26 protein-coding genes and 1 tRNA gene are annotated in these 22000 nt (G+C 66.2%); 1 reads left to right on the forward strand and 26 read right to left on the reverse strand.

Going from position 1 to position 22000, the window contains the following annotated elements; all coding sequences use genetic code 11:
* Positions 1–50: 50 nt before the first annotated feature.
* The 8 genes from ASD44_RS09545 to ASD44_RS18740 all read right to left on the reverse strand — a co-directional run bounded on the left by ASD44_RS09545 (position 51) and on the right by ASD44_RS18740 (position 6224).
* Entirely contained in the window at positions 51–719 is a 669-nt protein-coding gene (locus ASD44_RS09545) for an alpha/beta family hydrolase (protein ID WP_056111001.1), read from the reverse strand.
* 32 nt (positions 720–751) lie between these two features.
* Positions 752–1936, reverse strand: a complete 1185-nt coding sequence (gene choV / locus ASD44_RS09550; RefSeq protein ID WP_056111003.1) for a choline ABC transporter ATP-binding protein — start codon at positions 1934–1936, stop codon at positions 752–754.
* Positions 1933–2787 carry a choline ABC transporter permease subunit gene (choW, locus tag ASD44_RS09555; RefSeq protein ID WP_056115830.1) on the reverse strand — a complete coding sequence of 285 codons (855 nt, stop codon included), beginning with the start codon at positions 2785–2787 and terminating at the stop codon, positions 1933–1935. The genes choV and choW overlap by 4 nt, the downstream gene beginning before the upstream one ends.
* Before the next feature lie 96 nt (positions 2788–2883).
* Positions 2884–3819 (reverse strand): choline ABC transporter substrate-binding protein, encoded by a 936-nt coding sequence (locus ASD44_RS09560; protein ID WP_056111006.1) that lies wholly within the window; start codon positions 3817–3819, stop codon positions 2884–2886.
* 212 nt (positions 3820–4031) lie between these two features.
* The gene (locus ASD44_RS09565; RefSeq protein ID WP_056111009.1) at positions 4032–4598 is read right to left on the reverse strand and encodes a hypothetical protein; all 567 of its coding nucleotides are present in this window, start codon (positions 4596–4598) and stop codon (positions 4032–4034) included.
* The gene (locus tag ASD44_RS18140) at positions 4595–4954 is read right to left on the reverse strand and encodes a thermonuclease family protein (protein WP_320409848.1); all 360 of its coding nucleotides are present in this window, start codon (positions 4952–4954) and stop codon (positions 4595–4597) included. Before ASD44_RS18140 ends, ASD44_RS09565 begins: the two co-directional genes overlap by 4 nt.
* A gap of 33 nt (positions 4955–4987) precedes the next feature.
* Positions 4988–5773, reverse strand: coding sequence for a hypothetical protein (locus ASD44_RS09570; RefSeq protein WP_056111010.1), 786 nt, complete (start codon positions 5771–5773; stop codon positions 4988–4990).
* Between the two features lie 22 nt (positions 5774–5795).
* The gene (locus tag ASD44_RS18740; protein WP_244480484.1) at positions 5796–6224 is read right to left on the reverse strand and encodes a hypothetical protein; all 429 of its coding nucleotides are present in this window, start codon (positions 6222–6224) and stop codon (positions 5796–5798) included.
* Positions 6225–6507: 283 nt separating this feature from the next.
* On the opposite strand from ASD44_RS18740, the gene ASD44_RS18745 reads away from it, so the two are divergent.
* Entirely contained in the window at positions 6508–6705 is a 198-nt protein-coding gene (locus tag ASD44_RS18745; RefSeq protein ID WP_056111014.1) for a hypothetical protein, read from the forward strand.
* Between the two features lie 360 nt (positions 6706–7065).
* Here ASD44_RS18745 and ASD44_RS18870 read toward each other — a convergent pair whose 3' ends face one another.
* From ASD44_RS18870 to ASD44_RS09660, 18 genes are all read right to left on the reverse strand, one after another.
* Positions 7066–8301, reverse strand: coding sequence for a DUF2793 domain-containing protein (locus ASD44_RS18870; RefSeq protein ID WP_056111017.1), 1236 nt, complete (start codon positions 8299–8301; stop codon positions 7066–7068).
* A 12-nt stretch (positions 8302–8313) separates the two neighbouring features.
* The gene (locus tag ASD44_RS09590; RefSeq protein WP_056111019.1) at positions 8314–8952 is read right to left on the reverse strand and encodes a hypothetical protein; all 639 of its coding nucleotides are present in this window, start codon (positions 8950–8952) and stop codon (positions 8314–8316) included.
* Positions 8952–12896 carry a glycoside hydrolase/phage tail family protein gene (locus ASD44_RS09595; RefSeq protein WP_056111021.1) on the reverse strand — a complete coding sequence of 1315 codons (3945 nt, stop codon included), beginning with the start codon at positions 12894–12896 and terminating at the stop codon, positions 8952–8954. Before ASD44_RS09595 ends, ASD44_RS09590 begins: the two co-directional genes overlap by 1 nt.
* The gene (locus ASD44_RS09600) at positions 12896–13351 is read right to left on the reverse strand and encodes an NlpC/P60 family protein (protein ID WP_056111024.1); all 456 of its coding nucleotides are present in this window, start codon (positions 13349–13351) and stop codon (positions 12896–12898) included. Before ASD44_RS09600 ends, ASD44_RS09595 begins: the two co-directional genes overlap by 1 nt.
* Complete coding sequence (locus ASD44_RS09605; protein ID WP_056111025.1) at positions 13344–14243, reverse strand: DUF2163 domain-containing protein; 900 nt, start codon at positions 14241–14243, stop codon at positions 13344–13346. Before ASD44_RS09605 ends, ASD44_RS09600 begins: the two co-directional genes overlap by 8 nt.
* Complete coding sequence (locus ASD44_RS09610) at positions 14240–14875, reverse strand: DUF2460 domain-containing protein (RefSeq protein WP_056111027.1); 636 nt, start codon at positions 14873–14875, stop codon at positions 14240–14242. The genes ASD44_RS09605 and ASD44_RS09610 overlap by 4 nt, the downstream gene beginning before the upstream one ends.
* Positions 14875–16755 (reverse strand): hypothetical protein, encoded by a 1881-nt coding sequence (locus ASD44_RS09615; RefSeq protein WP_056111029.1) that lies wholly within the window; start codon positions 16753–16755, stop codon positions 14875–14877. The genes ASD44_RS09610 and ASD44_RS09615 overlap by 1 nt, the downstream gene beginning before the upstream one ends.
* A gap of 31 nt (positions 16756–16786) precedes the next feature.
* Positions 16787–17113, reverse strand: a complete 327-nt coding sequence (locus tag ASD44_RS18490; RefSeq protein ID WP_056111032.1) for a DUF1799 domain-containing protein — start codon at positions 17111–17113, stop codon at positions 16787–16789.
* A 71-nt stretch (positions 17114–17184) separates the two neighbouring features.
* On the reverse strand, positions 17185–17511 hold the full coding sequence (locus ASD44_RS18495; protein ID WP_056111034.1) for a hypothetical protein: 327 nt from the start codon (positions 17509–17511) through the stop codon (positions 17185–17187).
* 102 nt (positions 17512–17613) lie between these two features.
* The gene (locus ASD44_RS09630) at positions 17614–18555 is read right to left on the reverse strand and encodes a hypothetical protein (RefSeq protein WP_056111036.1); all 942 of its coding nucleotides are present in this window, start codon (positions 18553–18555) and stop codon (positions 17614–17616) included.
* A complete protein-coding gene (locus tag ASD44_RS18365) occupies positions 18545–18703 on the reverse strand; it encodes a hypothetical protein (RefSeq protein ID WP_156459820.1) in 159 nt (52 codons plus the stop codon). The genes ASD44_RS09630 and ASD44_RS18365 overlap by 11 nt, the downstream gene beginning before the upstream one ends.
* Complete coding sequence (locus tag ASD44_RS09635; RefSeq protein ID WP_056111037.1) at positions 18700–19140, reverse strand: hypothetical protein; 441 nt, start codon at positions 19138–19140, stop codon at positions 18700–18702. Before ASD44_RS09635 ends, ASD44_RS18365 begins: the two co-directional genes overlap by 4 nt.
* Positions 19127–19645: a phage virion morphogenesis protein gene (locus tag ASD44_RS09640; RefSeq protein WP_056111039.1), complete on the reverse strand. Its 519-nt coding sequence runs from the start codon at positions 19643–19645 to the stop codon at positions 19127–19129. The genes ASD44_RS09635 and ASD44_RS09640 overlap by 14 nt, the downstream gene beginning before the upstream one ends.
* A complete protein-coding gene (locus tag ASD44_RS18370) occupies positions 19642–19800 on the reverse strand; it encodes a hypothetical protein (protein ID WP_156459821.1) in 159 nt (52 codons plus the stop codon). Before ASD44_RS18370 ends, ASD44_RS09640 begins: the two co-directional genes overlap by 4 nt.
* Entirely contained in the window at positions 19800–20228 is a 429-nt protein-coding gene (locus tag ASD44_RS09645; protein ID WP_056111041.1) for a DUF1320 domain-containing protein, read from the reverse strand. Before ASD44_RS09645 ends, ASD44_RS18370 begins: the two co-directional genes overlap by 1 nt.
* Before the next feature lie 25 nt (positions 20229–20253).
* Positions 20254–20327: transfer RNA gene (locus ASD44_RS09650), tRNA-Met, on the reverse strand.
* Between the two features lie 7 nt (positions 20328–20334).
* Positions 20335–20982 carry a hypothetical protein gene (locus ASD44_RS09655; RefSeq protein ID WP_056206775.1) on the reverse strand — a complete coding sequence of 216 codons (648 nt, stop codon included), beginning with the start codon at positions 20980–20982 and terminating at the stop codon, positions 20335–20337.
* Positions 20983–21076: 94 nt separating this feature from the next.
* Complete coding sequence (locus ASD44_RS09660) at positions 21077–21979, reverse strand: Mu-like prophage major head subunit gpT family protein (protein ID WP_056111045.1); 903 nt, start codon at positions 21977–21979, stop codon at positions 21077–21079.
* Positions 21980–22000 lie beyond the last annotated feature (21 nt).

The raw sequence follows: 22000 nt of genomic DNA on the forward strand, positions 1-22000 counted from the left end.
ATTCCGATTGTTCAAAACCGCCAGCATTTTCGATCACCGGCGCTTCCGTGTCAGATAGATTTTTGTGCGGCGATTGCCAGAGGGTGGCCCACCGCCCCGACCTTCGACCACGCCGCCGTACAAGAGGCAGCGAGCGACAAATTCTCATCGAGCGTCACCGGGTCGCCTGCTCTCGGCTTCAAACCGTGATCCCCTTCCAGCCAGTGCAGAGTGATTGCGGTGGACAGCGGGTAGGCTCCCGCCTCAACGCGCGAACCGAATGGATCGCGCGTTCCCTGAAACACAAGCGCCGGACAGCGCAGCGTATCCAGATGCGCGGTCCGCAGCCTTTCCGGTTTCCCGGGCGGATGGAAAGGATAGCCGAAGCAGACCAGACCATGGATGGTCCCGGCATCGAAAGCCTCGTCCGCAATCATACTGGCGACGCGCCCACCCAATGATTTACCGCCGATGAGGAGACGTCCCGCCGGCTTCAGCATTTCCAGCGCCGTTCGATACTCGTCCATGAGGGCTTCGGTGCGGGACGGCGGTGGCTTGCGGCCGTCCAGACGGCGCTGCGCCATGTAGGCGAATTCGAACCGGGCGACACTCAGTCCCGCTTCGGCCAGCCTCGCCGCCAAAGCACTCATCCAGTCGGAATCCATCGGCGAACCGGCGCCATGGGCAAGAAGCAGCGTGGTGTCCGCATCGGGCGGGCCGGAAAACAGGAAATCGGGCATTGCCCGCTTTTCCCATGGACGGGATGAAAAGGCTACCGCCTCAACACCGCGCTCAGCACATCCCGCACGCCGATCGAGCCGACGAAGCGCGACTGCTCGTCGAAAAGCGCCACCGGCGCGGTTTGCGAACGGTGCATGGCAAGCATCACGGTCTTCAGCGGGGTTCCCGGATTGGCCCAGAACACCTGCCCGGTTTCATCCGGCTGCGACTCGACTTCGGCGCATGAAACCCACACCGCCGGTTTGCCATCGCGTTCGGCCGCGGAAACCAGCCCGTCCTTGTCTATCTTGAAGCGGGTGGTTTCGCGGCGGTCGAGCCAGATCCAGCCCCCTGCCCCGGCGGATTCGAGATCGCGCTTGTCGCGCATGACGTTCCAGGCGGTCAGCACCGACAGCGGATTCACATTGGCGATGAAGTCGCGCACATAGGCGTTGGCCGGCTTGAGCACGATGTCTTCCGGCGCGCCGGTCTGGACGATGCGCCCGCCCTCCATGATGGTGATATGGGTGCCGATCTTGAGCGCTTCCTCGAGGTCGTGCGAAACGAAGATGATCGTCTTCTTCAGTTCCGCCTGAAGCTGCAGCAACTCGTCCTGCAGCTTGGTGCGGATGAGCGGATCGAGCGCCGAGAACGGCTCGTCCATCAAAAGGATTGGCGCTTCGGTGGCGAAGGCCCGCGCCAGGCCGACGCGCTGCTGCATGCCGCCGGAAAGCTCATGCGCGTATTTCTTGCCCCACTGGTCCAGATTGACCAGCTTGAGCTGCCGCTGCACCCGTTCCCTGCGCTCGGCCTCCGGCACGCCGGCAAGCTCCAATCCGAGGCCGACATTCTCCTCGACAGTGCGCCAGGGCAGCAGGCCGAATTGTTGGAACACCATCGCCACCTGCTTCTGGCGCAGACGCCTCAACGTCGCGGCGTTACAGGTCACCACGTCGACGGATTTGTCGCCGTCGCGCACCAGCACTTGCCCCCGGGTGACCACGTTCAGCCGGTTCACGGCGCGCAGCAGCGTCGATTTGCCGGAGCCCGACAGTCCCATGAGGACAGAGATTTCGCCCTCGTGAACCGTCAGGTTGGCGCCGGCGCAGCCAAGCACGTTGCCCGTCTTTTCCAGGATTTCGGCGCGGCTTGCGCCCTTGTCCACCATGGCCAGCGCTTCGCGCGTGTCTTCGCCGAACAGGATGTCGACGTTCTTGAAATCGACAGCGACGCTCATTTTTTGCCTCCCGCGCTGATGCGCGTCATCCGGTCGAGCACGATGGCCAGAACCACGATCGCCAGCCCGGCTTCAAGACCGAGATCGATCTTGCGCGAGCCGAGGGCGCGGTTGATTTCCGTGCCGAGGCCGCCGGCGCCGATCAGGGCCGCGAACACAACCATCGACAGCGACAGCATGATCGATTGCGTCAGCCCCGCCATGATGGTCGGAAGCGCCGAGGGAAACTCCACCTTCCACAGCAACTGCCGCTTTGTCGCGCCAAAAGCTTCACCCGCCTCGATGATCGACTTCGGCACCGAGATGATGCCGAGATGGGTGAGCCGCACCGCCGTTGGAATGACGAAGATGATGGTGACGATCAGGCCCGGCGCGTTGCCGAGACCGAACAACGTCAGCACCGGGATCAGATAGACGAAGGTCGGCAGCGTCTGCATAAGGTCGAGGATCGGCTGCATGATGCGGTAGACCTTCGGCTTGTGGCCGGCCCAGATGCCGAGCGGCACGCCGATCAGCATGGAGAAGAAAGTCGCCGCCACAACCAGCACCAGCGTTTGCACCGTCTGTTTCCAGAGACCCTGGTTGAGGATGAACAACAGGCCGAGGAACACCCCGAACGCCAGGCCTCTGGATTTCTGCAACCACCAGGCAAACAACGCGATCAGGGCGATGAGGGCAATGGGCGGGATCACCAGCAGCAGATCGACAACCCCGTCAAGCAACCCGTTCAGGCCGCCCGACAGGCCGCGGAAAAAGGCGTTGAAATTGTCGGTCAGGAAGGTGAAGAACTCTTTTCCCCACGCTCCGATCGGAATCTTCCAGGACGTGAAGAATTTCGAAATCGGATCCATTTCACCCCTCTGCGCCGCTTGCGGCGTCTGGTTCGCGGAATGCAAAAGGGCAGCCGCTTGCGGGGCTGCCCTCTGAAATCAAACCAAGCTCACCGCTCAGCTTCCAAGTGCGGTTTTGATGGCCGCCGCCGCGTCGCCGCCGTCGAAAGTTGTCACCCCGGCGATCCATGGCGTGACGGCGTCGGGATTCTTCTTCAGCCAATCGGTCGCCGCTTTATTGGCGTCGGTGCCCTTGAGGATCGCGTCCATCATCTCGCCTTCCATGTCGAGATTGAACTTCAGATTGGTGATGAACTTGCCGACATTCGGGCATTCGGTCGTGTAGCCCTTGCGCACATTGGTGTGCACGGTCGCGGCGCCAAAGCCGGAATCGCCCATGCCGTCGAGATAGGCGATCTTCATGGCGCCCATGACCGGATGCGGGGTCCAGCCGAGGAAGACGATCCACTGCTTGTCCTTCATCGCCTGCTCGGCCTGCGTCAGCATGCCGGCCTCCGACGACTCGACCAGTTCGAAGCCGTCGAGTTTGTTCTCCGGCTTGGTGAGCATGTCGAGGATGATGCGGTTGCCGTCATTGCCCGCCTCGATCCCGTAAATCTTGGAATCGAACTTGTCCTTGAACTTGCCGATGTCGGTCAGCGTCTTGACGCCACCTTCGGCCACGTAATCCGGCACGACAAGACCATAGCCGGCGCCCGAAAGGTTCTCGCTTACGGTCTCGACCGACCCTTCGGCGGTATAGTCCTTGATGTCGTTGGTCATCGACGGCATCCAGTTGCCGAGGAAAACATCGAGGTCCTTGTTCTTCAGCGACGCATAAGTCACCGGTACGGAAAGCTGGATCACCTGCGGTTCGTAGCCCATCGCCGTCAGCAGGACCGACGCAACGCCGGTGGTCGCCTGGATATCGGTCCAACCGACATCGGACAGGCGAACGGTCTTGCAGCTTTCAGGATCGGCGGCAAAGGCCGCGCCGGTGGAGAGAACGCTCGCCAGCCCGATGCCGGCAGCGATGAGTTTCATACGCGACATAGACGATCTCCCATTTGAACTTTTGGCGGACGATGATGTTATTTTTGCTATTTGCCAGCCAAACACCATTTTGATGTTGTTTCAAGCGGCGGCGCTATGCGGACGGCGGCGTGCGTTGGCCGATCAGCGACACGATTTGCGTGAATTCCTGCAGGCAAATCTGTAGCGCGCAAAATCGGTTGGCATGATCGCGCAAGTTCGGATGGCATCAATTAGACGCTCGACTTTAGCGTCAGCACGCTGTCTTCATCGGTGTCCAGGCTTCTCAAAACAACGCCGATTCTCCCCTGAACTGCCGACCCGGCGTCCATGGCAAGTGAAAAGTGTTGCCCGCCGGCTTCTTGCTCTCGCGATATGAGAAAGCCTGCTGACGCCATGCAATATTGGTCCACAAGCCGACGCAGCTCGTCGTCCATGGCACGCTCCTTCAAAACCGCCATTTGGCGCATTAATGTCGCCAGGTCGGTGTCAAGATCTGCGCCGAGCATCGATCGGCCCCAGACGCCGGATTTCCTATTTTCCAGCGTATGATGGTGATGTGCCCTGCCGACCAGCCTTGCGTAGTTGGCGGCAGACTCCTGTAAGGACAGGAGCGTGGACCGCTGGAACTCGATCCGACGCAGCTTGGTGCTTTCCATCCGTTGTTCGTGTCTTGAGGCGCGTTCGCGCGCTGAGCTGCGCTGGTCAGCGAGATAGTCGAAGAGCCCTTTCAGACCTATTCCGAGGATCAAAGTGACAACGGGAAACCAGACCGATGCATCAAGGCCCAAGATGTTCATTGCGTTCTCCCGCTACACCAATGTTCCTTTCGGCCGATCCATTGCCTGGCTAGGCCTGCATCGACCAACGTGGCTCCTACATCGCGTCCGTTGACCCACACGAGCGCCAGGGTTCGGCCGAAGCGGTCTTTACCTGTTCTCGTGATCTTGAACGGCTGTTGAAGCAAACGGATCAAGCCTTCGGTCGCGTGCTGGGCAAGCCGGCGTTCGAAAGCGCAGGGCGCGTCTTTCTCCGGCGCGTCGATATCGGCGATCCTGATCTTTTCGCCTTTCCACCAGAATGTATCGCCATCAACGATGCAGCTTTTCCTTAGGCCTGACGCGCACAGGTCAATTGCCTTTGCTTCGCCCGCAATCGAGAATACGGCTAAAACACGGCTAAAACGGCCTTAGTCATCGTCGCTCGTCAGCGTCTCGCCGTGCCGCAATAGATCGAAAAAGAACTCAACGTCTGCCGCAAGGCTAAGAAAATGGCCTTGCTGCAGCTCGGCTCGTGTCGAGCTGGAGGCCAACTCCTTTATGGCTTGAATTCGTAAAACCATGTGTCGCAGTTCGATAAAGTCGTCAGCATTAGCGTAACTCGCGACCCTGTTCGGATAACTTTCAAGAGCACTCTCCGCCTGCCGCCTGCGCCGATTAAATACTTCAACGATGGCCCTCAGGGTCCGCATCCCTCTCATGTCATCGAAGGGGGCTCGAATTTGCATTACATTGCCTTGATCGTCCCCAAACGTCATCGGACCCTTAAGCTTGTTGTCGGAGAAATCGAACAACCATCGTAATCGCGTCTGAATTTCCTTATCAACCTCCTGCGCCTGCATCATGGCCGTCTGCTCGCCGATGAATTTTGCCTGGCTGCGGGCCTCCGCGGCCTGCTCGGCCGCCACCTCCCGGGTCGCCTTCAGCTCCTGGCGCGTCAGCTCCAGTTCCTGCCGCTGCAGCGCCAGCTCCTGCGATTGCACCATGGTGGCGACGAAGAGCCAGAGAAAGGCGAGCGGGGCGAAGATGCCAGCGAGGAAATCGCCGGCCTCGTTCGGCGACATGGGGTCTTCCCAATGGATCAGGCTGGCCGGACCGTGCAGAAGCCCGGAAATGCCGAGGACCAGCAGATAGAGAGCCGTGAGGACGAATCCGAACACGCCCCAGCTCCAGCGTTTGCCGGATTTATCTTCCATCCCCGAACCCTCATGCCCGGCGTCATCTAAGCAGTTTTGCCGAAGGCGCGCCACATGCCGATTCAACGGTGATCGGCGGCATGGGCAGCCTTGAGAGTTCGCCACGCATACGCCGCAGCCAGGCTGACCACTCCGTTGCCGGCAGCGAGGGCGCGGTCCATCCGATCGGCCATCCCATCAGCCAGTCCGAGAAGTTCGGGTTGAAGATCAGGTCGCCGGGCGAGTACCGCGTCCCAGCGGTCAAACTCAAATGGAGCGGGAGCGAACAAGGGTAGTGCATCGCCGTGAAGCGGATCGCTCCGCAGGCCTTCATCAGCAGAAACAGCATGCTCCAGGCCTTGGCCACCTTGCCAAGCGCCACCTGGCTGCCGATCTCGGCCGGATCGTCGCGAAAGCGCAGACCGGCCTGTGACAGCTCGATCTGGACTCGGTTCGAATAGAGGGTCCGCATCGGCGTGGGCCAATATGAAGAGCCGACGCCGTAGGTGGGACGCGCCAACTTCGAGCGCCGAGAACAGGCCTGCTTTGACCGCAAAGCCCATACACCGAAGATCTTCGCAAACCTCGGCGGCGCCCAGATCGAGATGTCCTTCGACGTTTTCGAAGAAGCACCATTCAGGTTCGACCTCGCCGACGATCCTACGGATGGACGGCCATAGGTGCCGTGGGTCGGCCGCGCCTTGCCTGCGGCCGGAAAACGAGAACGGCTGGCACGGATATCCGCCAGAGACGAGATGAACCTTGCCACGCCACGGGCGGCCGTCGAAGGCGACAAGGTCGTCCCAGACAGGCGCGCGATCCATGGCCTCGTCTTCCATCCGGGCCACGAGGGTGGCCGCAGCATAGGCTTCCCGCTCGACGAAACAGACAGTGCGGTAGCCGGGTTCTGCGATATGGAGGCCGAGCTCCAGGCCGCCAACGCCGGCGCATAGGGCGATGCCGGTGAGTTCGTCATTTCCGGGGGAATATAGAGCCACACGATTGATCCCTTTCCTGACGCTCCTGGCGTTCGGATTGGGGCTCGTTCGGCCTCAAATGATTGATCACGCCGCAACGGCGGCACTTGATCTCGATTGCGCTCGTAGCGCCGCTGGCGCGAAAGAGCAAGGCCCGGCATTTGCCACATCTGATATCCTTCATTCCGACTTAACCGCAGGTCAGCCACACTCAGCCCGCCCTGCAGGGCAACGGGTGCGGCGGTTATCTCTGGTCATCGTCGGGCGGGGTTGGTTTGGCGATCGACCCGCCGCCGGTGCTCCTCCTTGGCGGGAGGCGCACCGGCCATCCGTCAGCTAGAAATAGGTGATGACGACCACCTGGCCGGGGCCTCCCGCTCCACCGTTACCGCCATTGCCGGATTGGGACGCACCGCCGCCGCCGCCGCCCTGGCCGGGCGAGACGCCGGCGCCTCCAGCACCGCCATTGCCGGACACATTCGAGCCGCCGCCACCGCCATCCGTGCCGCTGCCGCCCGAGGCCGCGCCGCCGCCGCTGCCGCCCGTGGTGAAGTCGGTTAACGTACCACCGCCGACCAAAGCAGTGTTGACCGTAGAAAAGCCGCCGCCGGCGCCACCACCGGCACCACCTTCGAATGCTCCGCCGCCGAAGCCCGCAGCCCCTGTCGTAGGGTGACCGGAACCGCCGCTGCTACCGCCAATGTTGTTGTTCTGGTGACCCCCGGTCGATCCGCCGCTAGCACCGACAATGCCGCCGCCGACACCGGCTGCGCCGGCCGTTGCGCCGTTCGCGTTGCCGCCAAACTGGTTGCGCCCCGAACCGCCGCCGCCGCCGCTGGCGCGTCCGGCGCCGCCACCCCCGCCGCCGCCGCCGCCTCGACCGGCCGCCCAGGCCGCCGCCAGGCTCGATCCGAAGTAGCTGTCGCCTCCCGGCCCGCTGCCGTTGGCGCCGTCGCCAAGCGATGTCGCGCCGGCGCCTCCGGCACCGCCCGTGCCAATGACAACCGGGACCGTGGATGGCAGCGCCGCCGCCGGAACAGTCAATCTGGCGCACGATCCGCCACCGCCACCGCCGCCGCCTGAGGCAGCGGTCGATGCCGCCACTTTCGAGCCGCCGCCGCCGCCACCACCGCCGCCAATCGCCATGATCTCGACGACTTTTGCGCCGGCAGGCTTGTTCCAGGTGTCATTGGCGTTGAAGGTCTGGACATCGGCGCTCTTGGCGATGCCGGTCACGGCGGCGAACACCGCCCAGGCCGCGCCGTCCCAGCCGAGCAGCACCGCCTCATCGGCGACGAAAGCGACCATGCCCTTGAACGGCGGATAAAAGCGCCAGTCGCCATCGACACAGACTGCCACGCTGCCATCATGGCCGATCCAGTCGCCGGTCGCGCCTGAGGCGACGACATAGGCGTCGCCATCCGCAGGGCCGCCGGGCGGCGCGGTCAGGTCGCGATCCAGTATCCAGCAATTGAGCAGCGAATCGAGCTGCAAGAGGCCCTCATTGTGGGTCGCGTGCTTCTGCGCCTGGTCGGCGGCGATGTAAGGCAGGATCATGCGTGGCGTCGGCATCGAATTCCCTCGTCAGCTTGCGGAAATGGTGGCGCCGAGCGCGATGCGGCGCCAGGTCGAGCCGTCCGAGACGGCCAGGCATTTCGCCCCGGCGTCGCCATCCCAGACCAGCATCAGGAAGCCGTCACGGCCGGCGGCCGAAGGCATGTCGGCGACGTTGCGCGCCTGTGGCCGGACCGCGCCGGTGGCGGCGTCGATCACCAGCCCCTCATGGAAGGTCGAACCGTCCAGCGAGACCTTGAAATGGAAATCGTCGTCGCCGGTGAGGCCAATCTCGGCGCGGCCGGAAAAGCCGGTCTGGAACAGGAAGGACGCGGTGTTCCCGGCAGCCTGCTTGTTGACGATGGCGCGGATGTCGTCGGTCTCGCGGTTGAACAGCACCGCCGGCGTCGTCACCGCCAGCCGGTTGGTATCGTCGGCCGCGGCGCCGCCGACGCCGAGATTGCCGGTGATTGTCCCGCCGGCGACCGGCAGCTTGGCATCCAAAGCCTCGGGCAGACCGGACACCTCGTCGATCGCGTGGGTATGCTCGGCGGCGGCATAACCCGCGGCTTCCTGCAGCGGCCGGTACTTGACGCCGTCCCAGAAGGCGATTTTCTCGGTCGCCTGGTCATAGCCGAGCCAGGAGGTGGTGAGCTGGGTGACCGCCATCAGGGATACTCCGCCATGACGCCGCGGCCGAAGCTGGCGCTGACCTGGCAGACGCGGAAGGCGATGGCCGCAATGGGCGCGCCGAAATCGGCGGTCTGGTCGGCCAGCTGATAGAGCCAGGCTGGCGCGCCGAGGCCGGTGACGGTGCGCACCACCGTCGCGCCGTCGAGGATCTCGACCTCGTAGCGCTCCTCCGTCTCGCCGAGCGGCACCTCGACCTGTTCCCAGCTGTCGCCGCCGATGCGGCTGCGCCGTGTCCAAGAGAGATGGATGTCGCCATCCGGCTCGAAGGCGGCAGCGAGATGCACCGGCGCGAACGGCCGGCGCGCCTTGGCGGCCAGCGTGACGGTCTGGGCGATGTAGGCGCTCGAAGCGGCCAGGCGGTCGGCCGGGCCGCAGCGCCATGCGAGCGGCAGCCCCACCAGCGGCGCCGGCAGGCCGGTCTGCTGCACGGCCTCGTCCAGCAGCACGAAACGGGCGCCGGTAGCCAGTGGCGCGCGCATGGCGTGCTCGGTGCCGCGCAGGCCGCGCAGCAGGCCGGTCAGCGTGAAGGTGCGCGTGCCGGTCGGCGTCGCGGTGGCGAACTGCAGCACCTCCCATTCGCCGTCGGCATTCTGGACGGCGGCGGCGTTGGCGCCGTTGAGCACCGCCGTCTCCTCGGCCGAGGACAGGTCGCCGCGCGTCAACCGCACCGACAGTGCATTGACCCTGTCCCAGCGCCAGACCGGGCCGGAATAGAAGTCGGCCGTCGTCACGCCCATGGTTGCCGGCGACGCCAGCACGGAATCGGTGGTGAAGGCCGAAAGCTCGGCGCCGGCCGAGGCGTTGCGCAACAGCACGATGCCCTGGCCGAAGGGCAGCATGGTGCCGGCGGCATAGGCTGCGTGGTCGGAATCGTCATCCTGCAGCAGCGGCCCGTCGATGAAGGCGACATCGGCGTCGGCGTAGAGCCGGCGCGCTGTGCGGCCGCTGGCGGCGGACGGCAGCCGCACCGGCGCCAGCGCCAGCGGATCGACGCGGCCGGCCGAGACGGTGCGGGCGCCGCGCTCGGCAATGTCGTCAATGCCGAGCAGCTGGCCGGTCGGCCGGAATCGGATCACGTCGCCGGCGTCGAGCGCCAGCATCGAGGGCGGCAGAGCGAACTCGGCGCGCTCCCGCCCGGTCCAGGCGGCGTGGAGCGTGCGCTCGGCCGCAAGTGCTGCCATGTTGGACGAAACCAGAACCGGCACCGACAGCTCGGCGATGCGGCGGCTGCCGCCGGCCGAGCGCCGGGCTTCGACGGCGCCCGGCTGGTCGTCGCTGGCCGGGTCGCCGAAACTGAGCTTGACCGCGTCCGGCAGGTCGGTTTCCTGGGCGCGCGTCTGGCGCCATACCGGCCCGCCGCCGTCCGGCGCGACCAGATCGGCAGCTTCGATCGTCGCCACCGGCGCCCGGCCGGCGCGGGCGATGAACTTGATGACGCCGTCCGATTCCACCGCGTCGAACTGGTAGAGCGGCTGCAGCGCCTCCAGCATGGCGCGCGCCGAGGTCAGCGCGCCGGTGGTGACGCCGTCGACGATGGCCGGCAGCGGCTCGATGGCGAAATCGGCGAAGCCGGCCTCCTGGAGGATCGTTCGCACCGTCTCGGCCGCCGGCGCTCCACCCAGCCGGCCGGACAGCCAGTGACCCTGTTCCCAGGCGTCGGCGTCGCCCCAGCGGCGGTCTAGTGGGAAGGACGGCCACGGCCGCGCGTCCCAGCACCAGACGGTCGAGCGGCCGAGATCGACCATCGGCCCGCCATAAGCCGCCGAGACCGGGTTGTTGTCAGTCCAGTAGCCGAGCATCGCCTCCAGCCAGGCGCGCTGCATGGCGTCGTCACGGGCGCGGGTGGAATAATGCGGCCAGCCGCTCTCGGTGCTTTTCGGATCGACGAACAGATTGGGCTGGTTGGCGCCCTTGTCGACGGCGGCGCAGCCGAGCTCGACGAAGCGGATCGGCTTCGATTGCGGCGTCCAGGCCGTGGCAGCAACCGCCTCAACGCCGCCCGACCGGTTCTTGTGCGGCTGGCTCCACCAGCCGCGCAGATCCTTCTGCCGGTAGACCCATGGCTTGGCATAGGCGCCGTCGGTGATCGGCAGTCGCGCTTGCGCGTCGCGGCTGGCTTGGTCGGCATAGTACCAGTCGAAATATTCGCCGCCCTCGACGTTGGCCCGCAGATAGTCCTGGTCGTAGATCGAGGTCGGCCCGGCCGGATCGTAATCGAGGTGCTCGTCGCCGTCCCGCCAGTCGGCCAGCGGGAAATAATTGTCGATGCCGACGAAGTCGATCGCCGCGTCGCTCCACAGCGGATCGAGATGGAAATTGACATCGCCGCTGCCGTCGGCCGGACGGTGCGAATGGTATTCCGACCAGTCGGCCGCATAGCCGATTTCGACATTTGGGCCGACGATGCTGCGCACGTCGGCCGCCAGCGTCTTAAGCGCGGAAACGAACGGATAGGCCGAGGCCGATGAGCGAACGGCCGTCAGCGCCACCATTTCCGAGCCGATCAGGAAGGAATCGACGCCGCCGGCGATGGCCGCCAGCTTGGCGTAGTGCAGGAAAAAGCGGCGATAGCGCCATTCGGCCGGCCCGGAATAGGTGACCGTCTCACCCGACCCGCCGAAATCGCCGGGCGCTGCCGTGCCCATGAAGGCGGTGACCTGCGTCGCGGCGGTGGCCGTTTTATCGACTGTCCCGGCAAAGCCGGGCGCCGGCGAACAGGTGATGCGGCCGCGCCAGGGGTAGGCCGACTGGCCGGCTGTCGCCGCGTTGGCCGAATAGGGATTGGGCAGCACATTGTCGGCGGCGATGTCCATCATCATGAACGGCAGCAGCGTCACCTTCAGCCCGGCTTCCGTCAGGTAGCGGATGGCGCGGATGACGCTGGCGTCGTTGGGCGAGCCGCCGAACGCCGGCATGCCGTCGGACTGGCTGACCTCCTCGGCCGAGCCGCGCGAAAGCTCGCCTATCAGCCATGAGAAGGGCTGCGTCTGCTTCTCGGCGGAGTCCACTTTCGGCCGGATGGTGCAATTTCCGCAGCGCAGATCGTCGCCGAACCAGGGCAACACCAGCATGACCGTAGAGACGTTCGGGGCCAGCGCCTTCAGCCTGGCGATCGACAGCGTGAAATCGGTGTCCGGATCGCCGCTTTCGCCGCCGTCGCCGCCCTGCACCAGAAGCGACAACAGGGAGGAGACGTTGATCGTCTCGCCGCCGGTCTCGGCCCGCTCGCGCACCGACAGCGGATCGAAGCCGAATTCATTGCCGGAAATGATGGCGACACCTGGCAGCATCGCTTCGAGATCTCCGGTCGGCCGGAACACCTCGACGGCGATCTGCGGCAGCCGGTTGCCCCAACTCTCCAGCGCCAGGTTCTCGAAGACGATATAGGCGGTGCCGCGATAGGCCGGCGCGTTGTCGGTGCCCTCCTTGGCTTCGATGAGCGGGTCCGGCTCCTGGCTTTCCGTGCCCGGATGAAAGCGGATTTCGTGCTGGGTCTGGTCGAGCAGCGCACCGTCCGCCCAGATGCGACCGATGGCGGCGACCGGTCCTTCGCACAGGCCAACGGCGAAATTGCCATAATAGGAATAGGTCGTCGTCTCGACCTTCGGCCCTCCCAGGCCCTTGCCGCCGGACTTGTCCTTGCGCACCACCTCCTCGAACCGCGTCGTCCAGATGACCTGGCCGGAAATGCGCGCCCGGCCGTAGACGCGGTCGATCGGGGCGCCCTCGGTCGAAGCCTGGATGTTGGTGGTGGTCAGCCGCGGTCCGCGCTGGCGGATGGTCGGCGTCAGCGCATTGACGATGGCGCGGTCAGCCAGCGAACCGGCGATCGAGCCGACCGCCTGCCCGATGATGGCGGCGGTGGCCCCGAACGCCCCGCCGATCGCGCCGCCGACGACGCCGAGCAGAACGGTCGCCATTAGGGTCTGTCCTCGTTCGCGGTCGGTTCCGGGAAGGCGAAGACGCCGGCGATGCGGCGGCGCCATTGTGGCGCCAGGCTGCATTCGGCGACCTTGCCGGCGGCGTCGTAGGCATGCACCAAGCGGCCGGGCGCGACGAGGATGCCGCAATGCCGCGCTGGCAGGCCTCTGTCCCAGCGGAACACCAGAAGGTCGCCCGCCTGCATCTCGCCAGCCGGCACCGCCAGCATGTGCCTTGAAGCGGCGTTCAACAGCGTTTCAGCCGGATCGGCGATGCGCCAGGCTGCTGGATAGGCCGGCGGCGTCTCGGCCTCCGTGCTGTAAAGCGCGCGCCAGACGCCGCGCACCAGGCCGAGGCAATCGCAGCCGCTGGCACGGTCCGATCCCTGGTGGCGATAGACCGTGCCGATCCAGCCGCGCGTCTCGGCGACGATAGCCTGCCGAAACTCAATCATTAAACAGGCTCCCGCCATCATTCTCGCCACCCTTCTTGGCGACCGAGAGCGCGACATCGTTGCCGGGCATGTGCGGAAAGCCGCGAAAATTGACGCCGTTGGCGAACTTCTGCTGGCAGATGGCGAAGGTCTTGCCGCAGCCGGCGGTGATCGTGAAGGCGTCGCCGGTCTCCACTGGCCGCTCTGCGCGGCGCCAGAGCTGCAGCCGCACGGAATTGCTGGCCTGGACGAGGTGACCCGCGACCTCGACCCTGGCGCCGGAATTGTCGCCGGACGTCCAGGCAAGCAGCCCCTGCGCGAACCAGCCGTCCTCGAAGGCATCGAGACCGGAGACCAGCAGGATGCGGTCGTCGATCGCCGTCTCGACCGCGCCGGCGCCAGCGAAATCCGGATCGGCGAGCGATACGCCGCAACGCGCATCGCCGACGACCGCGTCGCACAGCTTCTGGAAGGTGCGGCCGCGCTCCTGGTTGAGCTCATGGGCAAGGCCGCGCATCTCGGCCTGGAAGGCGATCTCGCCGCGGCCGATCTCGCCGATCGACCCTTTGCGCAGGATGACCCGGTCCGCGACATCCGACCAGTCTACACGCCAGATCTCGATCCTGGCATTGTCCCACAGGCCAAGAGCAATATCCGCCTCTGTGATCGCCTCGGAAGACAGCGCCCCCTCGACCTCCATCGTATCGACGGCGAGGCCGAGCGAGACGGCCACGTCCGAGGCGGTGAAACCGCTCGCGGGCTCGTAGGTCAGACCGGCGAAGGTCAGCGGCCGGTCATGATCGGTGAAGCCGAACAGCGCGCCGTCGAGGCGCTCGACGCGCCAGCAGGTGCAGAGCGTGGTGACGCCGGAGGCGAGCGTCGCGCCCAGCGAAGGTGGCAGCGACTTCTTCATTCGCGCAGCTCCCTCAAAAGGATCGACGGAATGTCGCCGATCGCAGCGGTGCGCAGCGATATCTGGTCGAGCCGGCAATCGAAGCGCACCGGCACATGGAAGGTGCCGCCCCAGGTGAGCGTCGCACCGTTGGCCGGGGCGTTGGTGAAGGTGACGGTGCCGGTCGTTGCATCGAGCGTCCAGCCGGCCGGCGTCGCCACGCCGTTTACGCCGATGAGCAGTGTGCCGTAAGGCCGGGTGATGGTCCGGTCGAAGGTTTCGCCGCCACTGGCATAGCGTTTGACCAGCGGCCAGATCTTGCGCGCGCCGTCGCCGGTGCCGAGCGCCTGGTCGGTGGCGGTCGGCCCCGCATTGGGCGCGCCGGAACGGTAATCGGTCCAGTCGAGGAAGCGGAAGCCGCGCAGCCGGCCGCGGGCAACGTGATAGAGCGACAACACCTCGTAGAGCTCGGCCGGCGTGCGCACGCCATATTTGGCGTCGTAATAGCGCAATGGCGACGACCAGGCGGTGTTCCGCTCCTCGCGGCCTGAGGACAATTCGACGATTTCGGCCGGCCAGTCGGGCCCTCCCGGCGATCCAGCCGAAACGTGGATCGGGAAGACGATGGCGTCCATGAACGGGGTCAGCGCCATCAGCTGTATCGCCCCAATCGTCCAGTGAAGCGCGCCGCGGCCCGCGCCGCCGTCGCCTTCGATTCCGCGAAGGCGCGCGGCGTCGGCGTCGACACGTTGAAGTTGTTGTTGACGATCGTCGTCTGGCCGCCGCCATATTTGCGCGCCAGCTGATCGGGCCAGCCGATCTCCTCGCCGTCCATGGCGATCACCGGACGCTCGCCGGGTTTCAGCCAACCGCCGCCATGCAGCCGCGGAGCGCCGATAAAGACCGAGGACGGCACAGACCTGGTCATCGTCGGCATGGAGCCGACATCGCCACCGCCATGATAGAGCCCGACGCCGATGCCGGGCGCCGCCGGAAAGGCGTTCAGTCCGGAGCCCAGTCCGAACAGGTTTCCCAACCAGCCGAAACCGCCGCCGGCTCCGCCGCCGAACGCCAGCTGGTCAAGCTTGTTGAACACCGAGTTCAGGAAGCGGTCGGAGACCGTCTGGATGACACCGCCCAGTGCCTGGAGCAAGTCGCGGGAACGAACCAACTCACCGAGAAAACCTGACAGCGAACCGCGCAGCATGGCGAAGTCGCGGGCAAGGTCGCTGACCCCGTCCTCGACATTGGCCGATGCGGACACGAAGCGGCCGTCCGGCCCGCGCAGTCGTGTGCCGTAGCCGCCGACATAGCCGCCGGCGGCGTAGCCCGGCACACCGGCGTTGATGGCCTCCAGCAGCGGCCGGTGTCGCGCGGTGGCGCGGGCGTTGACAACGAACTCGCGGCCATGGACCACACCGGCGACCTGATCCGTGCCGACGTCTCCGGTCCAGCCGCCGGCGGCGAACCCGCCCTGAGTCGTCTGCGAAAGGCCGGGCGAGGCCGTCGCCGCGACGGCCGGGGTACCGGCGATCGATTTCAGCAGCGCATCATATTCGCGCAGCATCGGCAGCGCGCTGCCGGCGGCCTCGCCGTTGAGGGTGAATTTCTCGGCCGAGCCGCCCAATGCCGTCGCCGCGGCATCCGCATCGCCAGTCAGGCCCTTGTAGAGGTCGATGGAGCGCTGCAGCTCTTCCTGCAATGTCGCCGATTTCTCGGTGGCCTGAATCACCTGCTCGGCATAGGCGCGCCAGGGCGAATCCTCCTCCAGGCCAGCCGCCTGCTCCGAAATGCGGCGCCGGAACTCGATGATGTTGGCGAGTCCGTCCTTCAGATCATTGTTAAAGGACGCGATTGTGTCGCCGAAGGGCGAACTGCCGCGCAGCGGGTTCTCGGCCGAGCTGATGGGAGCTAGGCTGCCCTGGAAATCGCGTTGCAGGCGGGCGATGTCCTGCTGGGTGTTGAAGGTCAACACCTCGCGCGACTTGTTGCCATAGGAGGACGCGGCGCCCTCGGCCTCGGCATATGCACCCTTGATCTGCTTTATCAGGTCGCGGTGCGAGGCGATGTCGCGGTTGATGCGCGGTGTGTCATCGACGATTTCGCGCACATAGGAGACGAAGGAACCCAAAGCCGCTTCGATCAGCCCGCCGATCGCCGCCGTGGCCAGGCCGGCCGCGATGCCGCCGATGGCGCCCAGCGCCGCGGCCTTGAGGCTGCCGAACTTGCCGCCCGCCTCGCCGGCTGCGTTGCCGACATTGACGATCCCGGCGGCCGCGCCCGGAGCGGCCGCATTGACCTCGTCCAGCGCATCGGCGGCCGGGCCGGCCTTCTTGCCAAGTTCCTCCAGCTCCTTCGACAGCGGCGCGAAGGAATTGTCGCGCTTGTTCTCGCGGATGGTGATCTTGTTGAGCTTGTCGCCGGCGCCGTCGGCCTTCCTGCCGAGCTCCTCGACCGCGCGCGAGGTTTTCGCCAGCGCGTCGCCGGCGCCCTTGGCGTCGCCATCGATGACAAGGGCGAGGCGAAGCGTCACCGGCCCAGCTCCTTATGTATTTTCATGCATGTCATGCATCGGCCCCGTTCATCGCGTCCCGCGCCGCCATTTCCATCACCTGGATGCCCGCCATCAGGGCGGGCGTGAGAGATATCCCGCGCGCATCGAGCGCCACCTTGACCCCGGCATAGTCGAGCCCGATCCACAGCATCGCCAGCCGGCCGTCCGCCTCCGTCACCCCGGTGCGCCACTGGCTGGCGACGATGAGGAAGGCGTTGACCGAGGTCGCGTTCTGTGGCCAGACGCCGGCGAAGCCGCTCGCCCGACCGCCGCGCAGGAGCTGCGCCAGCGCCGCGATCTCTGCCTCCGGCAATCCCCACAGCCGGGCGTCGGTCACCGCTTCCGGCTCGACGCTCGGGGCGCTGTCTTGATCGAGACCGCCGGTCGCCCAGGCCCGCGCGGCCGCCCTCAGTTTCCCGATTGCGCCTCGCGGAACGCGCCGACATAGGCGCGCACCAGCCCCATGCGCACATGCGGCGTGCGGATCAGGCTGTCGCGCAGCGCCGTGTCGAAGGGCAACGGCCTGCCTGCCGAATCCGCGACATCGTCGGCGTCCTGCAGAACGTCCTCCAGGAAGGCGCGCGCCTCGTCCGGCGATGCCAGATCGTAAGCGCCGAATTCCTCGGTGCTGAGCGCCCGGAAGCGGGCGCGGAACGTCTCGGCGGCGCCATTCTCGCCAGGCGGGCGAACCTTGACGGTTTCCCAGAAGGACGGGTTCGGGTCGTGACTGTACATGGGTCTCTCCTTGTCTTGTTGGCCGCCGACTGGCGGCCGCGAACCGTTTCGCGCGCCCGCGCAGGGCCAGCCGCTTGGCGGCTGTGCGGCCCGTGAGCGAAATCAGGTGAGCGTGAGCGTCCACTGGTCGTTGCCCGAGGTCGGCAGCGGCACCAGGCGCAGCGGCCACTCCTTGATGTTCTGCTGGTTCTCCAGCCCCTGCAGGCGCTGCACCTGGGCGCCGGCGGCGGCGAGCGTTGCCTTGCGGCCAGCGACGGTGCCATGGATCAGATTGATCGCGACGGCGGTCTGCGCCGACGCCTTGGCGAACGGGTCCCAGGAGCCGCCGCCGGACAACGGCAGGGCCTCGACTTGCGTGGTCATCAGGTCGGCGCGATCGACGATCAGCACGTTCTCGGCGCCGACCAGGAAGCGCGGCTGCACATCGTTGCCGAGGTCGAGCGCGAAGGAGCGCATCACCATGGCGACGGCGTCGACGGTGAAGGTCGGCGTGTTGGCGCTGGTGACCAGATCGGGCTTGAGGAAGGCCGACAGCGTCGGCGTGGCCCGCGCCTGCTCGGTCGGCAGCGAGAAAAGGCCGGTGAAGGAGAATTCCAGATAGGCGATGCCCTGCGCGGTGAAGCGCAGCACGCAGCTGCCGCGCGTGCCCTTCATGACGTAGCGCGTCAGTCCGACCCAGAAATAGAAGGTCGCGCTTTCGTGGCTGTCGGTGACGGGATTGTAGACGACCGAGGTGGAGGCGTTGACGGTCTGGGCGACGCCGCAGGCGCGCAGCAGCGGTCCCCAGGCCGGCGCGGTGCCGGCGGCGCCGGACGGCACCAGCTCGACGCGGAACGTCATGCGCACATGCAGGCCGGCCGGGATGGTCGCCTGCGCCGCCAGCCAGGGCAGCTCCAGCTCGCGCGACACGTCCTGGCCTTCCATCGGCTGCAGCACGATGTTGGTGGCGAGGATGGCATTGGCCGCGCCTGTCGGCACCGGATCGACGCCATAAGTGGTCTCGATCTTGGCCAGCAGGATCTTCGACTTCCATTTAATCGGCATCGGATGCCTCCCCGGTAATCGGCTCGACTTCCCGCACGACGCTGCCATCCGGCTGGCGTATCCAGGAGCCGCCTTCCTGTGGCAGCGGCAACGCCGCCTCGGTTTCGGCCGTGGCAGCCGGTTCGGTCGCTGGCTTCGGCTTCTTCATGCGATGATCCTCACCTGTTGCTGGAGGGCGAAATCGAGCTGGTAGATGACGGCGCCGGCCTCGGCGGACAGGAGCTGGCCGCGGCGCAGCTGGAAGACGCCGATCGCCTCGTCCGGTCCCCAGCCGCAGACGGCGCCGATGACGGCCCAGACCAGCGCGTCGATCGCTGGCAGCGCCTTGCCGCCGGTGATGTCGCCCGAGGCGCGGACGAACAGGACGACAGCGAAGACTTCGTCCACCATCTGGGTGAAGACACCGGTGCCGGAATCGCCTTCGGCCCGGGCCACCAGGCCGGTCGGCAGCACGAAGGCGAAGGGCGAGGCCTGCGGCAGCGCCTTGCGCCGCACCAGCTCGGCGAGCTCGGCCGCGCCCTCGACGCGCCTGGCCAGCGACGGCACGGTTGCATCCAGGCGCTCGACCAGCTCAGCGACGAGCATCCGCGCCTCCCTTGTCGTCCGCCGCGCCCAGCCAGTCGGCGCACAGCGCGCGGATTTCGCTCTCGTCCTCGTCGTCCAGCCCAAGGAAGGCGCGCCGCGGCATCTCGACCGACTGCTTCGTCACCCAGCCGCCATTGCCCGGCCCGCGAAAGCGCAGGCCCTTCGAGGTCTTGGCCTTGATGACGCCGCCGGTCTGGTGGATGGCGGCGTAGATCACGTTGGTTCCGACAGCGACACCCTCGGCGGTCGCCTCGTGGGTGATCGACTGCACCAGGCGCGCCGTGTCGGTCAGCGTTCGGCCGCCCTCGGTCAGCGCCCTGAGCGATGCCGGCCAGGGATTGCCCTCCGGGTCAGTCTCGGTTTCGAAACGATGCTGGGTCGACACAGCGAGGCTGGCGCCGATCGCGTCGAACAGGCCGCGCTTGTCCTCGGTCTTGCCGATCGTCTCGGCGAGGTCAGCGAGCACCGCCTCCTTGCCCTTCAGCTCCATGCGGGCGCCGGTCATGGCCGGACGCCCCCCGGCCAGATCAGCCACAGCGTGCAGCACGGCAGGAGATTGACGCAGAGGCGGCGGTTGCGCCTGCTCCAGTGCAAGCCGATCCACAGGCTGCCCGGGCGGAACAGCACGCCGGCGGCGATGGGAAGAAGCGCGCGGGACATCAAATGTAGCCCTTCATCGTCGCGGCCGACAAAGGCCGCTCCGGCTCGTTGGTACGCACTTCCGAAGCGCCGGAGGCCGCTGGCTCGACGCCCTCGATGTCAAGGCGGATCATGCCGGTGGAGATGTCGCGCAGCGTCCTCAGCGCCGCCTCGTAGTCGGCCTTGATCTTGTCGGCCGCGACATGGGCGTGGGCGTAGTAGATGGAGATGCGCAGCGACAGGTCGGTGACCAGGCGCGGCACGCTGGCCAGCGGCAGGGCGTAGCGGACCTTCAGGTAACCGTCGATGAGCGCATCGGCGTCGGCGATGGCGCGATCGATGAGCGCCACATCGACCGCCTCGACCGGGGCATCGCCACGGTCGGAAATGTCGAGCAGCATGCGCTCCGAGTAGCGGTCGGTGAGCTGCGCCAGCGTGCAGTAAGCCACGTCGTCTCCAACATCCAATTTCCGGTTGCGGGGGAAGGATTTGAACCTCCGACATCGCGGTTATGAGCCGCCTGTTCTACCGGGCTGAACTACCCCGCCGAATTCCTCAGGCCGGCGAAACGGAAAGGTCCGCGTCGGCCAGGATCAATTCCAGTTCGTCCCTGGTCGGCTCGATCGTCACCGCCTGAGCGCCAAATTCGTAGCCCGCGCGCCGACGCCCTTTGGCCGGGCCGAGGACCTTGACCGGGCGCACATTGCCCTTGCCGTCCAGGAATGCCTCGACCGGCAGCCGCTCGGCCGGCGCGCCGGGTTCGAGCGCAACATCCATCAGCGCGCCCGGCGTCACCGCGAGATCCGCGTCGGCTTCGATCAGCCCCAGCTCCTCGGCCGTCACCGAGACGGTCACGGGTGCGGCGCCGAACTGGTAGCCGGCGCGCCGGCGGCCCTTGGCCGGCCCGATGACCGTGACGACGACGCGCTCGCCGGCCGGCGCTTGCCGCGCCATCACCTCGGCGATTGTGCCGCTGCCGGCGATCTCCGTCGCCAGCGCCAGTTGGCGGCCGACCTCAGCCGAGGCCGCATCGAACTCGGCCTGGGCGGCCTGCCGTTCCTCGTCGCTCGCCGCCGCGTCCGGCCGCACTCGTGCCGCGGCGACCACGGCGTTCCCCTGGTCGATCCTGTCCTGCGCGGCTGCCTGCAACTCGGCCTTCAGGCGCGAGCCGTTGGAGCGGGTCTTCTGTGTGGTCTTGGCCATCATCGTCTCCGGGTCTTGCGGCAGGGTCGGTCAGGCCGGCCCTCTCGAAAGACCCGCCGGCGCAACTGCCGGCGGGACGCACTCGCACGCGGACTTACGCCTCCGACGCCAGCCAGGGGCAGACGAGCAGTTCGGCGGAGTTCGCCCATTTGTTCGTCTCGCCGCCATTGATGAGCTGGCTTTGCAGGAGCGTTCGGCCGGCGCCTTCGAGCGTCGGCGGAACAAGCAACAGATTGGGCATCAGACCGAGCGGATTGCCGTGATCGCCGGTCATGCCGGTCAGCGCCGCGCGGGCCGTTTCGTAGTGCGCGGCGTCGAGGGTCTGTTTCGAGCCCCAGGCCTGCTGCCAGAAGCCGAAGCCGACATTCATGCGGGCGTCGGTGCCGTAGACGAATTCGTTGTTGTCGAAGACGTTGTCGTCGGTCAGCTTGTCCTTGGCGACGAACTGGAAATCCTTGCGCACCTGGAGGATCAGCGGCTTGAGCGGCCGGTTGGTGGAAAGGAGAAACCATGGCGTGCCGGAGCCGCCATCGGTGTTGGCCTTCGACTGGACGACGCCGTTCTTGTCGATCACCGGATGGTCGGTGTCGAAGAAATACTGGCCGTCGTAGCAGGTGGTCGTAAAGCCGGCGAGAAGCAGGGCGAAAATGAGCTGGTCGGGGAACGCACCGGCCTGCGAGCCGAGCGTCTCGAACAAGTTCGGATAGATGCCGAGGTTGTCGGTCTCGATGTCGTCGCGATCGACGCTGACCGTGTCTTCCCACTTCTTTTCCTTGATGGCGTAGTCGTGCTGCATCAGGTTCTGCACGGCGCGCGGGCCGATCCATTCCCGCACCCGCGGGAACTTGCCGAGCCAGCCATACTTCTGTTCCTTCAGCGTGGAAGCGACGCGGGTGGCGACCTTCTGCCACTGCGATGGAGCCTGGCCGAGGCCACCCTGGAAAGAGGTCTTGTAGCCGACGCGCAAGGCGTCGAGATTGGCGGAATTGATCAGCATGGATGCGGGTTCCTGTTGGCG

The sequence above is a fragment of the Mesorhizobium sp. Root554 genome, from assembly GCF_001427025.1.
Taxonomy (GTDB): domain Bacteria; phylum Pseudomonadota; class Alphaproteobacteria; order Rhizobiales; family Rhizobiaceae; genus Mesorhizobium.